Here is a 13,883-nt window from a genome sequence, read left to right as displayed (position 1 = left end):
ATAATTATATCTCCAATTGGTTAATCCACTGTTGCGTGCTTTTAAGCTGCTCATGAGCAGTCATATCCACACTCAGAGCTGTAATTGAAACATACCCTTGTTCAATCGCTGAAAAATCTGTTCCGGGGCCCGCATCAGCGAGTTCTCCTGGAGGCCCAATCCAGTAAATAGCTTGTCCTCGAGGGTCTTCATCGACAATAACAGGCTCAGCATGACGACGATTGCCCAAACGGGTGACTCGAAATCCTTTGAGATCTTCATAAGGGCAATCCGGCACATTGACGTTCAAAATAGTGCTGCCCGATAAGCTATAGGCACTGGCATTTTGCACCAGTTTTAGTGCAACTTTTGCCGCCGTATGATAATGAAAAGGTTGATTGCCCGTAAGCGATATTGCAATCGCGGGCAGTCCCATCATTCGCCCTTCGGTTGCCGCAGCGACGGTTCCAGAATACAACACATCGTCACCCAAATTAGCGCCGCGATTAATACCACTGACGACCAAATCAGGCTGCTTCTCTAATAACGCATTAATGGCTAAATGAACACTATCGGTTGGCGTACCATTAACGGAATAAAAGCCATTTTCTAATTTTTGTACTCGCAGTGGCTGTTCTAATGTCAGCGAATTACTAGCACCACTGCAGTTACGGTCCGGAGCGATGGTGGTCACCTGCGCAATGGTTGACAAGGCATCACTCAAAGCTCGGATTCCCGGTGCATTTACCCCATCGTCATTACTGACCAATATTCTCATACATTCTCCTTAACCTGGACAAATATTGACTAACTCTCGAATAATGCTAGTTGCATAACAACCAGCAGGTAGAAAAAATTCTAATTGTAATGTATGTGTATCAATTATCTGCCATTTTAATTGCTCAGGAACGACCATCAACGCGCGACGCTCTTGCTTTAAACGCGCTTTTGAAAGCCCTTGGCAAAATTCTGGATAAGCAGCTAATTGAGCTTGTTCAAACTCTCTAGCGTCGTCAGTTGCAGGCAATTGGCCATCACCAAACAGCGGCGCAGATATCTGAATATCAGCGCTTGCCAAACGCGATTGAATAGTTTCATCAATCGTATCGACCACAAAAAACGAGTGACTTCCTTTTAACAGAACACAATCACCAAGTATTAAGCTTTGTTGTAAATGAGCCTGTACTCTGGCGCTAGCTACTTGATTAAACAGCATACTTCGGGCTGCTGACAAGTATAAGCCTCGTTTTTCTCGATCTTTTATCCTTTTTCCGGCGAACATTTGAGCAGCTTTGGCTAAATTATTACCATCATGACCAAATCGCTGGGGACCAAAATAATTAGGAACCCCCTGCTCTTTAATTAATTCTAACCGCTTAATCATCTCATCAATTGAAGAGACATCTTTAAGGGTGATAACAAATTGATTGCCTTTGAGTGTTCCTCGGCGCAACTTTTTCTGATGGCGAGAAACCTGCAAAACTTGCAAAGATGAAGGCAGCGAGATTGATGATAAAGAAATCTTTGAAGATTGCGGCAACTGAATACTGAACCACTGAGTCGTCACCCCTTGGCGGTCTTTAAGACCGGTGAAGCTAACCACTTTAGGCGAAACCTTTAAGCTTTTAGCCAGAGCATTAGCAGCCCACAGCGTATTTTCACCACGCTTTTGCAGTTGGATAAAAACGTGCTCCCCTTGCCCACTCGGCGCAAAAGGTAATACTTCAGTCACTTTAAAATCTTCAGGCACTACCTTAAAAGCTGCACGCGCAGTGGGTTTACCGTGTAAATAAGCCAAAGAATCAAGCATATTGGCTCACTAACGCAACGCAATGGCAGGCAATCCCTTCTTTGCGGCCAGTAAATCCCAACTGCTCGGAGGTTGTCGCTTTGACATTAATTTGATCAAGCTGGCATTCTAAGCACAAGCTCAGTTGCTCACGCATCTGCTCAATATGGGGTGCCATTTTAGGCGCTTGGGCAATAATCGTGACATCCAGATTGACCAGCTGATAACCTTTATCTTTTACGCTTTGATAAACATGTTTAAGTAATTCGCGGCTATCAATGCCTTTATAGGCGGGATCGGTGTCAGGGAAGTGATGGCCAATATCGCCTAGCGCAAGCGCACCAAGCAGCGCATCACATACAGCATGCAACGCAACATCGCCATCAGAATGGGCAATAAATCCCTGCTCATACGGAATTTTTACGCCATTAATAGTTAGCGGTCCAACGCCACCAAAGCGGTGCACATCGAAGCCATGGCCAATTCGAATCATATTTACCTCTTTTGCCGCGCCAGTATAAATTCAGCCAAAGCTAAATCTTCAGGATGCGTGACTTTTAAATTATCCTGCCGAGCCGTTACTAAATGAACCGCTTCACCCGCCCACTCCATAGCAGATGCTTCATCGGTGACATTAACACCTGCAATGAGAGCTTCTCGTAAAACCTGGCGCAATTTGCCACATGGAAAGCTTTGAGGCGTCATGGCATGCCAAAGTTCATTGCGATCCACCGTGTGGTCGATGATACCAGACACAGCGCGTTTCATGGTGTCACGCACCGGGCTTGCCAAAATTGCACATTGATTGTTCTTAGCGAGTGTAATCAGCTTGTCGAGATCATCTTTGACTAAACAAGGGCGCGCGGCATCATGCACTAAAACCCACTGATTTGATTCAATGACATCAAGAGCGGCTAACACCGAATCAACGCGCTGCTCACCACCGATGACTGTCGATATTTTAGAATGATTGGCGATTTCAAGGCCAGAAAACCATTGATCTTGGCAATTCAGTGCAACGACCACACGCTCAATCGCAGGATGTTCTAGAAATAATCGCACGCTGTGCGACAACATCGCTTGCCCATTAATAGGCAAATATTGTTTTGGATAATCACAGGCCATACGCTGGCCGATCCCGGCCGCAGGAATCACGGCGGTAAAGCTTACTGATTTATTCATTTGATTTAGATTGAGCAGGAATAAAGCGATAGAAGGTTTCGTTTTGGCGAATAAGGCCTAGTTCATTACGCGCGTGTTCTTCAACGGCGCCATCGCCATTGCGCAGATCATCAATCTCTGCGGTCAGAACTTTATTACGCTGCATGAGCTTTTGATTTTTCTGCAGTTGATCAACCACTTCGTGTTTTGCCTGAAAATAATCGCTGAGCGAATTTTTACCAAACCATAAGTCGTATTGTAGCAATAGCAGCAATGCCAATAGTATTAAGGTTAACAACCGCATGAAGCCTCCTCCAAAGTGCAGCCGATCATCCCACATTCGCTCGTAATACTCCACTATTGAATCAATCCCCAAAATGCATTTTAACCATAAGTATATCAGGCTGCTTTTTAAAACACCGTGGTTTTGCCTAACTGGCAACGAATCGCCATAGACATAAAAAAACCCAGCCTACATCAGTAGGCTGGGTTTAAAGCTAGATAATCAGTGATAACTGCCACAAAGGCAGGATTATTACTGACCTTTAACTTCTTTCAGGCCGTTAAACGGTGCTTTTTCACCCAGCGCTTCTTCGATACGAATCAGCTGGTTGTATTTAGCGATACGGTCACTACGGCTCATAGAACCAGTTTTGATCTGGCCTGCTGCAGTACCAACAGCCAAGTCAGCAATAGTTGAATCTTCTGTTTCACCACTACGGTGAGAGATAACAGTTGTATAGCCTGCATCTTTCGCCATTTTAATAGCAGCCAGAGTTTCAGTCAGTGAACCGATCTGGTTGAATTTAATCAGGATTGAGTTAGTGATACCTTCTTCGATACCACGTTTGAAGATTTTGGTGTTAGTTACATACAGGTCATCACCAACCAACTGGATTTTATCGCCCAGAACTTTAGTCTGATAAGCAAAACCTTCCCAGTCAGATTCATCCAAACCATCTTCGATAGAAACGATTGGATATTCTTCAGTCAGTTTTTCCAGAACGTGAGTGAACTCCTGAGCGGTGTAGGTTTTGCCTTCACCTTTAAGTTCATAGTTACCAGTTTCTTTGTTGTAGAATTCTGAAGCAGCACAGTCCATAGCCAGAGTGACATCAACACCCAGTTTGTAACCTGCAGCAGCAACAGCTTCTTTGATAACAGCCAAAGCTTCAGCGTTAGAACCTAAGTTAGGAGCAAAACCACCTTCGTCACCAACAGCAGTGCTCAGGCCACGACCTTTCAAAACTTTAGCCAGGTTGTGGAATACTTCTGAACCGATGCGAACTGCTTCACGCAGAGTTTTCGCGCCAACTGGCTGGATCATGAATTCTTGGATATCAACATTGTTGTCAGCGTGTTCACCACCGTTAAGGATGTTCATCATTGGCAGTGGCATTGAATATTGGCCATGAGTACCGTTCAGTACAGAGATATGTTCGTAAAGAGGCATACCTTTAGCAGCAGCGGCAGCTTTAGCATTTGCCAAAGAAACAGCCAGAATTGCGTTTGCACCAAAGTTAGATTTGTTTTCAGTACCGTCTAAATCGATCATAACTTTATCGATGTTAGTCTGGTCTTCAGCATCTTTACCAATCAGAGCTTCAGCGATTGGGCCGTTAACAGCACCAACAGCTTTTAATACGCCTTTACCCATGAAGCGAGATTTATCACCATCACGCAGTTCCAGAGCTTCACGAGAACCAGTCGAGGCACCTGATGGAGCGGCAGCCATACCGACGAAACCACCTTCCAGGTGAACTTCGGCTTCAACAGTTGGATTACCGCGTGAATCGATGATTTCACGACCAATGACTTTAACGATGTTAGCCATTTTTAACTTCCTCTAGTTATAGATAACGAATTTAAAACGTATTTTGCTTATTAGGAATTACGTTGCTTATTGTATTCCCCAGCCGCAGCAACAAAGCCCTCAAATAAAGGATGTCCATCACGTGGTGTAGACGTAAATTCAGGATGGAACTGCGATGCAATAAACCACGGGTGGTTCGGATTCTCAATAATTTCTACCAGCTTTTTATCAGCAGACAAGCCAGTCACGTTCAAACCTGCTGCTTCAATTTTCGGCAATAAGTTATTGTTAACTTCATAACGGTGCCGATGGCGCTCAAAAATTGTCGCATTACCATAAAGCTGACGTACTTTACTGCCTTCTTTGAGGTGACACAACTGAGAGCCCAAGCGCATAGTACCACCTAGGTCAGAATCTTCATCACGAACTTCAACTTCACCATCTTCATTGGTCCACTCAGTAATCAAACCGACGACTGGGTATGGTGTTTTCGTTTCAAATTCTGTCGAATGGGCGCCCGCCATTCCAGCGACATTGCGAGCAAACTCAATCAGTGCAACCTGCATTCCCAGACAAATCCCGAGATATGGGATTTTGTTTTCGCGAGCATATTGTGCAGCTAGGATTTTACCTTCAATCCCACGCGAACCAAAACCGCCAGGAACCAAGATAGCATCGAGATCAGCTAAAATATCAGTTCCTTTGATCTCAAGATCCTGAGAATCAATATACTTAATTTTAACGCTCAGGCGATTTTTCAAACCACCATGTTTAAGCGCTTCATTGACAGATTTATACGCATCAGGAAGCTCAACATATTTACCCACCATACCAATAACAATCTCTTTGGTTGGGTTAGCTTCTTCATAGATAACCTGTTCCCATTCACTTAAATCAGCTTCAGGGCATTCTAAGCCAAAACGCTGAGTCACAAGTTCATCAAGACCTTGTGATTTTAAAAGTGCAGGGATTTTATAAATACTGTCAACATCGCGTAGTGTAATAACTGCGCGTTCTACAACATTGGTAAACAGAGCAATTTTACTACGCTCATGCGCAGGGACAGCATGTTCACTACGACAGATCAGGATATCGGGTTGAATCCCAATCGAGCGAAGCTCTTTGACCGAATGTTGGGTTGGTTTAGTTTTCACTTCACCAGAAGCTGCCAGATACGGCACTAAGGTCAAATGCATAAACATGGTGTTTTCACGACCCAGTTCAGTGGCCAGCTGACGAATAGCTTCTAAGAATGGTTGTGACTCAATATCACCGACTGTCCCGCCGATTTCGACCAGCGCAACATCAACCCCTTCACCACCAGCAATAATGCGTTCTTTAATTGCATTGGTAATGTGCGGAATAACCTGAATCGTTGCGCCCAAATAATCACCACGACGCTCTTTGCGCAAAACATCGGCATAGATACGCCCAGTAGTGAAGTTATTACGACGAGACATCTTGGTGCGAATAAATCGTTCATAGTGACCAAGATCCAGATCAGTTTCAGCTCCGTCTTCGGTGACGAACACTTCACCATGCTGAATCGGGCTCATGGTCCCTGGGTCCACATTGATATATGGATCCAGCTTCATGATAGTGACTTTTAAACCACGGGCTTCCAGAATTGCAGCCAGCGATGCTGCAGCAATACCTTTCCCAAGCGAGGACACAACGCCCCCGGTAACAAATATATATTTCGTAGTCATGCCGAACCTGAAAGTAAGGATAAAACGGTGAATTAGGAATTTCAAAAGACGGGTCAGTAGTATAACAGCGTGCTAATCCATCCACAATTCAAACGTCTCTTCCTACGGGTTTTGTCTCTATCTTTTTGCCAACCCATAGCAATATAACAGCGCAAGTATGGCATTATTTTGTTACAAATCAATTTTTGTAATTTTCTTTCAGAAAGCGCTGCAACTCTTACAGTTTTTTATCCTTTGAGTCTTTAAAAAAGCCCAATAATGCTCACATTTTTAGCAAAAAATGCTTATAAAATTATCATGAAAAAACGTTTTAAAATTAACTTTTATTTTAAATTCATGTAGATAACAACTTTTTAATTAAATTTCGTAAAAAAACCTTTTTTTTGAATGTTATATCTGTGACTTCTATGGTTAAACTGAGTTCGGCTAACCACGAGTTATCTATAATGTTTAATAAAATCAATACACTAGGTGGATACTTTCATGAGTATCAAAAAAGTGTCAGCGAGCCGGAAAAATTTTGGGCCCAACAGGCTGATTCATTCTACTGGCACAAACGCTGGAGCCATGTTGCGCAATGGGATTTTGAAAAACCGACTATTCACTGGTTTTGCAATGCAAAATTAAACATCACCGAAAACATCTTCGAAAAAAATCTTTATACCCATGGCGAGCAAGTTGCCATTGACTGGGAACCCAATGACCCAAATGAAGCAAGCCGCCGCTATAGCTACCAACAGTTATTCGCCGCTGTTAACCAAGTTGCGAATGGATTAAAACGCCAAGGCATTAAAAAAGGTGACACGGTCATTTTATATATGCCGATGGTTCCTGAATTAGTGATAGCGGTATTGGCTTGTGCTCGAATTGGTGCAATTCATTCGGTTGTTTTTGCTGGATTTTCGGCTCAAGCGCTCGGCGATCGAATCGTTGATGCTAAAGCCAAGATTGTCCTGACAGCTAATTTTGGTTATCGCGCCGACAAAACCATCGCCTTAAAACAAATCGTTGATGAAGCATTAGAGAAGTGTGATTTAGTTCAGCGAGTGGTCGTCTATCAGCGCACGGAAAAAACGGTTCCGATGAAAAAGGATCGCGATATTCTGTGGGATGAATTTATCGCAGACACCAGTACCACTTGCCCGGCTAAAATTCTCGATAGTGAAGACCCACTTTTTATTCTCTATACATCAGGCTCAACTGGCCAACCCAAAGGAATTGTCCACTCAACAGGCGGCTACATGGTTTACAGCGCCTACACCTTTGCCAATGTGTTTCAATATCACAGTGGCGATGTCTATTTTTGTACCGCTGATGTGGGCTGGATTACCGGGCATTCTTATCTGGTGTATGGCCCGTTATTAAACGGCGCGCATATTGTGATGTATGAAGGTGTACCAACATGGCCCGATGCAGGTCGCATGTGGGATATCGTCGGCAAATATGAAGTGACCCACTTTTATACCGCCCCGACACTCATTCGGGCACTGTTAACGATGGGCAATGAGTATCTAGAAGATAAAGTGCTAAGTTCACTTAAAGTCATCGGTACCGTTGGCGAGCCTATCAATGAAGATGCTTGGCACTGGGTGCATGACCACATTGGGCAAAATCGCTGCCCAGTCGTTGATACTTGGTGGCAAACTGAGACTGGTGGCGTGATGATTGCGCCAATCGCTGGGGTGACTCCGACCAAACCATCATTTGCGACCTTGCCATTACCTGGTATTCAACCAGTGATTATCAATAACGATGGCGAAGAGCAGCTGGGCAACTCAGTCGAAGGCAATCTCTGTATCCGTTACCCGTGGCCGGGAATGGCTCGAAGTATCTGGGGCGATCATGAACGGTTTAAACAAACCTACTTCAGCCAGTTTAAACACTGCTATTTTTCTGGTGATGGTGTGCGCCGCGATGAAGATGGCTATTATCGCATCTTGGGCCGTGTTGATGATGTCATTAATGTATCAGGACACCGCCTTGGCACAGCCGAGATAGAAAATGCCATTAACGAACATCCACTGGTCAATGAATCGGCAGTCGTTGGCTATCCACATCCTATTAAAGGTCAGGGAATTTATGCCTTTGTCGTTTGTCCTCAAACGTCAACAGGTGGCGAAGCGGGCATTAAACAAAGTATCGAACAAGGCGTGAATAAACTGATTGGCCCAATCGCCAAACCCGATTTAATTCAAATCGTGCCGAATCTGCCGAAAACTCGCAGCGGCAAGATTATGCGTCGTATCTTGCGCCAAATTGCCGCCGGAGATGCCACCTCACTTGGAGATACATCAACGCTACTTGATGAGCAAATCGTTGAAATTATCATCAATGAAGCGCTTGTTGATGTAAAACGCTAACTTGAAAGGCTCAGAGAGCTTTTTCCTGAGCCTTTACTTGAACCCAGTAATTTTCCAGCTCATCAATTGCGTGCTCGCTCATTGGCTTATCGCTTTGTGCGGCTAATTGTTCAACTTGGCGAAAACGTCGCTCAAATTTTTCATTGGCTTTACGCAGCAACGTTTCACTATCAAAACCATGCTTGCGAGCCAAATTAACACTGGCAAATAACAAATCGCCAATCTCTTCGGCTAACGCATCATTGTCTAGTCGCTGTTGCTCAACTTTAACCTCTTCAAGCTCTTCGGCCACTTTATCGGTGACCTGCTGAGCATTGTCCCAGTCAAACCCGACATTAGCAGCACGCTTTTGTAGTTTCTGGGCACGGCTTAAAGCAGGCAGAGCTAAAGGTACATCATCAAGCACGCTTTGCGCCTTTTTGTCGGCTCGCTCTTTGGCCTTTTCCGCCTCCCAGTTCGCATTGACCTGCGCTTCGTTAGCAAATTGCGCATGGCCAAAAACATGAGGATGACGACGCAGCAACTTTTCACATAGACCATCAATAATCGAAGCAAAATCAAACTGTTGATGCTCTTTAGCAATCTGCGCGAAGAAAACCACCTGAAACAACAGATCGCCTAACTCTAAACGCAAATCGTCATCGTCATTCAAGCGCACCGCTTCAGCTACTTCATAAACTTCTTCAATAGAGTGCGGAACCAATGTCTCAAAGCTTTGACGCAAGTCCCAAGGGCACCCTTGCTGAGGATCGCGCAGCTGCGCCATAATCGCTAACAGCGTTTCTATCGTATAAGGTGGATTAAAAGCCGACATAAAAATTCCTTTAAGAAAACGATAAATGATTCTCCCGCAAGAATTGCCTAAAAAGCAACTGAGCAATGACGAATCAAAAAACAGTGGTTGCCCTTAATTAGACGCGATGATGAAAATAGCAATTCGGTTTCGTGTTAATAAAGAAACTAATCGTAAATTTCTAGATGATTTTCATCTTGCTATCGCCAAACCACCTACTGCCACTCAATAGCCCAATTTGACTCATTGAAATACTCTTCGACATCTTCAAATGTTTCGACCCAACTGTCATATTTCTCGGTTGTCAAAGAGCTAAAGTTCTCACTTATCAGAATGTAATAGGCGCCCGAGCCATCAGTTGCTCGAGTGACCATCACTTCGCAATCGACATCATCGCCCTGAACGATTTTCCCTACTCTATCGATGTATATCATCCTTTATTGTTACATCCATAAATTTAAATAAAACAATGTGATATGTTTTTTCAGTGGCAGGTCTCGCCATTTAAATCGCAGTACTTATGTTCATGATTGGCAGTACAGACGATGAAAGTAAACTCCCAGAATAGAGCAATAAGCTCTAGCGTGCATCTTAATAGTAAGGGCATATTTATACCTACTTTGTTGTAATTAAAATGGTTAATAGGTATTTTCATAACAGGCTAAAATTAATAAGAAAAAACAATGAAATACCCGAATCCTTTGCAACCAGGCAGCACTATAGCAATCACCGCATTTTCATCAGGTATAGCTGAAAAACATGAAGCAAGGTTTCAAGTTGTAAAAGAACATCTCCTAGCACAAGGCTTTAAGGTAGTTGTTGGTGACTGCCTGTATGGACAAGAAAAACACGTAAGTGCTCCGATTGAGCAACGTGTAAAAGAATTGATGTCATTTTTAACGGATGAAAGTATTGACGCAATTTTCCCCCCATGGGGTGGAGAGTTAGCTATAGAAATTCTTCCTTACCTAGATTTTCCCAAGCTAAAACAAGTAAGGCCGAAGTGGATCTTAGGCTTCTCAGATGTCAGTACCTTGGCTACAACACTCACGAGTAAACTTCGTTGGGCTAGTGCACATTGCTCTAATCTCATGGACTTAACCCCAGAAGCTCTAGACCCACTAACTGCCAATACTCTAAAAAACTTAGGGACACCTATAGGTGCAGAGTTTTCTCAAGTGGCATCACCTATGTACGCTAGTAGCTGGCCAGATATCGTCAACAACCCCAAAAGTGGCATTACGCCTGACACAAAATCATGCTGGAAATGGTTGGTGAAGCCAACCTCTGGTACTGTTATAAAAGGTAGGTTGATTGGTGGGTGTTGGGATACGTTATCTCACCTGTTCGAAACCGAATACTTGGAATTGAAAGCACTTTCTAAGAGCTATCCCGAAGGGATAGTGCTTTATCTAGAGAATGCCGAGATGTCACCAGCAGAGCTGACTCGGACAATTTTTAACATGAAATTTAGAGGGGTATTCTCACATATCAATGGATTACTTCTAGGAAGAAGTGCTGCCCCCGATCCAGATAGTGAACAGGCTCTTACTTATTATGAAGCCATAGAAAATAGCCTGACAAACATTGGGATACCTGTGATGATTGATCTAGATATTGGTCACTTCCCTCCAAACCTTACTCTTATTAATGGGGCTGTGGTAAAGGTAGAACTGGATGATGTGGGAGTAATCAGTCAGCACCTCATATAATAAAGAACTTCCCAGATTGCATAAATAGGCCGTTCTGGGCGTATAGAGTATATTTGCTTGATGTGTGGTTTTATTCACGTCCATCACGGACGGCATCCTATCCAGCGGTGCCGTGCTGCATTTTAGCTACTAAAATCGGCCCCAATCCCTTTATTTTTAACGAACTTTATTATGGTCGCAGGCGAGGAACGCTTAAGAACATAAAAGGATATCAGTGAAGTATCCTTTTATGTTTTTTAATGTTATGGTTAGCAAAATAGATACGTGATTAAGGTATGGGCATGGCATCTGACAATACCCAGTTTTCAATTGCAGTGCATATTTTGGTGGGAATTGCGAAGTATGCGCATGTAAATACGTCCCAATTAGCACAAAGCGTTAATACCAATCCCATCTTCGTTAAGAGGATTGTTGGGAAACTGGCTAAAAACGGGTTAGTGCTCTCATCGCGCGGGCGCAATGGTGGTAACAGCTTGGTGCGTGAAGCAAAGGATATTTCATTGCTCGATGTTTATCGGGCCGTAAATGCCCCTAGCTTATTTGCCATTCACCATTACGAAAAAGTGGCCTCATGTTCGATTAGCTCAAATATTCAGCAAACATTGACAGAGGTGAGAAACACCCTTCAACACGAAGTTGACCAAAAGCTCATGCAGCTCAGTATTCAAGACATGTTGGATGACATCAATTTAAAAAACAACAAGTAAAAGTGGAGTAATTTAATGACAATGAAGACCAACATGAGCATTGCGCAGACATTGCTGCAACGACTTGCCGATGGCTCACCAGCATCCGCTGTTTGTGAATTATTTGCTGAAGATGTGACGTGGAATATTCCAGGCAATCAAGCCGCTTACCCATGGATTGGTCAGCAATACGGTAAAGACGCGGTAGCCCATTTTATAGTTGAATCAGGAAAAAGACTCCAGAGAACACATTTTGCGGTGCATGATATATTGGCAAATGAGCAAAGAGTGATGATATATGGTGAGTTAGCAGCTCTCGATTTAGTGACGGAAAAATCGATGGAAACCCCTTTTGTCATTGTGCTAGATATCACGGATGGGCTAATTCACTCATTTTTGATGATGGAAAATAGCGTTGTGGTTTCAAACGCCTCACAAGTAAATTAAGAAAGTCGTCAATGGGCACCGTATTTTTAAAAATCTATACCATTATAGAACTTAGCGAGCACCACTAACCTCTTCTGATTTAATCGATGTTAGAATGCCCCAATATCATTAATCGCTAATTTCTAGCCAAATACGCCGTGCGCATGAGATTTAGTAGTAGCCGATAATACTCAGAATACCAGCAGCTGACAGTGCGGGCTGCAAATATTTTTCTAACTCTACAAACCATTTTGCAGGTTCTAAATTTTCTTGTTCAAACGGGGGAACCCACTCTTTGTGCCTGAAAAACAGATCAGAGACAGATCTGCCAAGTGCACTGAGCTCCTGTTGGGTAAAACCTTCCATAAGCAATCGTCTGGCCTGTTCGAGAGCGCTTTCATAGGAACCCACCTGTTCTAAAAAAAGCTTATTTTCTTTTAAATATGCAATAAGATTTTCAAGAGCTGGGATGAGAATCTTCAGCTGCTTTATTCTGTCTTCTTTTGTGTATCTATATTCGCTCATAAGTCAGTTCTATTGCAACGCCTTGTATATTCACCAATATTTATTGTGATAGCCATTTTACGACTGCTTCTCGATATTTATTTGCGGAGTCTTTTTGCTGCAACTTAATAAATTTAGTATCAATATTTTGCTCATTGCGAAACCAAATCTCATAAGGCAGTTCTAGGTTCCCGTGAAATACGACACTAAAACCGGTGAATTCATTTAGAATACTGCCATCAGAGATCAGATGAGATTCGACCTCTTGAATCGAATCAAATGAATACATGTTTATCCCAGGATAGTGAGGGCATGAGTTAAAAACGACATAATCTGCGAGCACATCATCTTCGAGGGCAAACTTAACCGTTCGATCTTTATAAATATACCCACTACAAAAACCACTCAAATCTTCAAAGATCGATTCGATGTCATCATAACATTCTCTCTTAAAGCTTTCTGTCTCAACTGCTTTTTCTAACAATTGCTTTAAATTCATAGGTAAGGCCTTCAGTACTTCCTGCGCAAATGTGTTTAGGCAATGTGTTTAGGCTCAGGTATATCACTTTACGTCATTCACTATCGTGCCAATAGGTCAGTAATTTACCTTTAGTGGCACTAAGTAGCAGAGATCCACAGACTTTATCAAAATTATTCTGCAAGGCTTGGTCAATCTTTTTTAGAATACAGCAATTGTGGTTATGAGCCTTTATATGCTAATGCGTCAAACAAACTCTCTTTTAAGTTCTTATTTTCCACCTTATGCACTAGTCTCAATATCATTTCATCAGATTCTTTTGAGGTTAGTTCATAAAGCAAATCATGAATCGCCACTACTTCACTAGACGACTTTTAGCCTCATTAAAATACTGATGCTCATACTCTAACGGCGATAGCCCATTATTGGAACTATGTTGTCGTTTCGGGTTATAAAACATCTCAATATAATTA

General features: G+C 42.9%; 16 protein-coding genes. 4 read left to right on the top strand and 12 right to left on the bottom strand.

The annotated features are described in order from the left end of the window. Window positions 1–4: 4 nt before the first annotated feature. The 7 genes from surE to pyrG all read right to left on the bottom strand — a co-directional run bounded on the left by surE (window position 5) and on the right by pyrG (window position 6,451). Entirely contained in the window at window positions 5–757 is a 753-nt protein-coding gene (surE, locus tag ABTQ23_RS20370; protein ID WP_408617604.1) for a 5'/3'-nucleotidase SurE, read from the bottom strand. A 9-nt stretch (window positions 758–766) separates the two neighbouring features. After that, window positions 767–1,789 carry a tRNA pseudouridine(13) synthase TruD gene (gene truD / locus ABTQ23_RS20365; protein WP_408617603.1) on the bottom strand — a complete coding sequence of 341 codons (1,023 nt, stop codon included), beginning with the start codon at window positions 1,787–1,789 and terminating at the stop codon, window positions 767–769. Then, complete coding sequence (gene ispF, locus ABTQ23_RS20360) at window positions 1,782–2,261, bottom strand: 2-C-methyl-D-erythritol 2,4-cyclodiphosphate synthase (protein WP_408617602.1); 480 nt, start codon at window positions 2,259–2,261, stop codon at window positions 1,782–1,784. The genes truD and ispF overlap by 8 nt, the downstream gene beginning before the upstream one ends. A gap of 2 nt (window positions 2,262–2,263) precedes the next feature. Beyond that, on the bottom strand, window positions 2,264–2,950 hold the full coding sequence (ispD, locus tag ABTQ23_RS20355) for a 2-C-methyl-D-erythritol 4-phosphate cytidylyltransferase (protein WP_408617601.1): 687 nt from the start codon (window positions 2,948–2,950) through the stop codon (window positions 2,264–2,266). Further along, the gene (ftsB, locus tag ABTQ23_RS20350; RefSeq protein WP_408617600.1) at window positions 2,943–3,233 is read right to left on the bottom strand and encodes a cell division protein FtsB; all 291 of its coding nucleotides are present in this window, start codon (window positions 3,231–3,233) and stop codon (window positions 2,943–2,945) included. The genes ispD and ftsB overlap by 8 nt, the downstream gene beginning before the upstream one ends. A 231-nt stretch (window positions 3,234–3,464) precedes the next feature. Beyond that, on the bottom strand, window positions 3,465–4,763 hold the full coding sequence (gene eno / locus ABTQ23_RS20345; protein WP_408617599.1) for a phosphopyruvate hydratase: 1,299 nt from the start codon (window positions 4,761–4,763) through the stop codon (window positions 3,465–3,467). Between the two features lie 50 nt (window positions 4,764–4,813). Continuing rightward, window positions 4,814–6,451 carry a CTP synthase gene (gene pyrG / locus ABTQ23_RS20340; protein WP_408617598.1) on the bottom strand — a complete coding sequence of 546 codons (1,638 nt, stop codon included), beginning with the start codon at window positions 6,449–6,451 and terminating at the stop codon, window positions 4,814–4,816. Between the two features lie 446 nt (window positions 6,452–6,897). On the opposite strand from pyrG, the gene acs reads away from it, so the two are divergent. Beyond that, window positions 6,898–8,811 carry an acetate--CoA ligase gene (gene acs / locus ABTQ23_RS20335; protein WP_408617597.1) on the top strand — a complete coding sequence of 638 codons (1,914 nt, stop codon included), beginning with the start codon at window positions 6,898–6,900 and terminating at the stop codon, window positions 8,809–8,811. A gap of 10 nt (window positions 8,812–8,821) precedes the next feature. On the opposite strand, the gene mazG is transcribed toward acs, so the two are convergent. Both mazG and ABTQ23_RS20325 read right to left on the bottom strand, forming a co-directional pair. Continuing rightward, complete coding sequence (gene mazG, locus ABTQ23_RS20330) at window positions 8,822–9,625, bottom strand: nucleoside triphosphate pyrophosphohydrolase (RefSeq protein WP_408617596.1); 804 nt, start codon at window positions 9,623–9,625, stop codon at window positions 8,822–8,824. Window positions 9,626–9,819: 194 nt separating this feature from the next. Further along, window positions 9,820–10,038, bottom strand: coding sequence for a hypothetical protein (locus ABTQ23_RS20325; RefSeq protein ID WP_408617595.1), 219 nt, complete (start codon window positions 10,036–10,038; stop codon window positions 9,820–9,822). Window positions 10,039–10,287: 249 nt separating this feature from the next. On the opposite strand from ABTQ23_RS20325, the gene ABTQ23_RS20320 reads away from it, so the two are divergent. The 3 genes from ABTQ23_RS20320 to ABTQ23_RS20310 all read left to right on the top strand — a co-directional run bounded on the left by ABTQ23_RS20320 (window position 10,288) and on the right by ABTQ23_RS20310 (window position 12,449). Beyond that, window positions 10,288–11,316 (top strand): S66 family peptidase, encoded by a 1,029-nt coding sequence (locus ABTQ23_RS20320; protein WP_408617594.1) that lies wholly within the window; start codon window positions 10,288–10,290, stop codon window positions 11,314–11,316. Between the two features lie 281 nt (window positions 11,317–11,597). Further along, window positions 11,598–12,023 carry an Rrf2 family transcriptional regulator gene (locus tag ABTQ23_RS20315; protein WP_408617593.1) on the top strand — a complete coding sequence of 142 codons (426 nt, stop codon included), beginning with the start codon at window positions 11,598–11,600 and terminating at the stop codon, window positions 12,021–12,023. Between the two features lie 15 nt (window positions 12,024–12,038). Continuing rightward, window positions 12,039–12,449: a nuclear transport factor 2 family protein gene (locus ABTQ23_RS20310; RefSeq protein WP_408617592.1), complete on the top strand. Its 411-nt coding sequence runs from the start codon at window positions 12,039–12,041 to the stop codon at window positions 12,447–12,449. Between the two features lie 150 nt (window positions 12,450–12,599). Here the strand turns inward: ABTQ23_RS20310 and ABTQ23_RS20305 are convergent, their stop codons facing one another. The 3 genes from ABTQ23_RS20305 to ABTQ23_RS20295 form a co-directional block, all read right to left on the bottom strand. Continuing rightward, complete coding sequence (locus ABTQ23_RS20305; protein ID WP_408617591.1) at window positions 12,600–12,953, bottom strand: hypothetical protein; 354 nt, start codon at window positions 12,951–12,953, stop codon at window positions 12,600–12,602. Between the two features lie 40 nt (window positions 12,954–12,993). Beyond that, window positions 12,994–13,431: a hypothetical protein gene (locus ABTQ23_RS20300; RefSeq protein WP_408617590.1), complete on the bottom strand. Its 438-nt coding sequence runs from the start codon at window positions 13,429–13,431 to the stop codon at window positions 12,994–12,996. A 334-nt stretch (window positions 13,432–13,765) separates the two neighbouring features. Then, window positions 13,766–13,883, bottom strand: a 118-nt coding sequence (locus tag ABTQ23_RS20295) for an IS3 family transposase (RefSeq protein ID WP_408617617.1), incomplete at its 5' end; no start/stop codon positions are given.

This window comes from Celerinatantimonas sediminis, assembly GCF_046054195.1.
Taxonomy (GTDB): Bacteria; Pseudomonadota; Gammaproteobacteria; order Enterobacterales; family Celerinatantimonadaceae; genus Celerinatantimonas.
The sequence above is the reverse complement of the archived record's forward strand: the minus strand, read 5'-3'. Positions and strand labels throughout refer to the sequence as shown.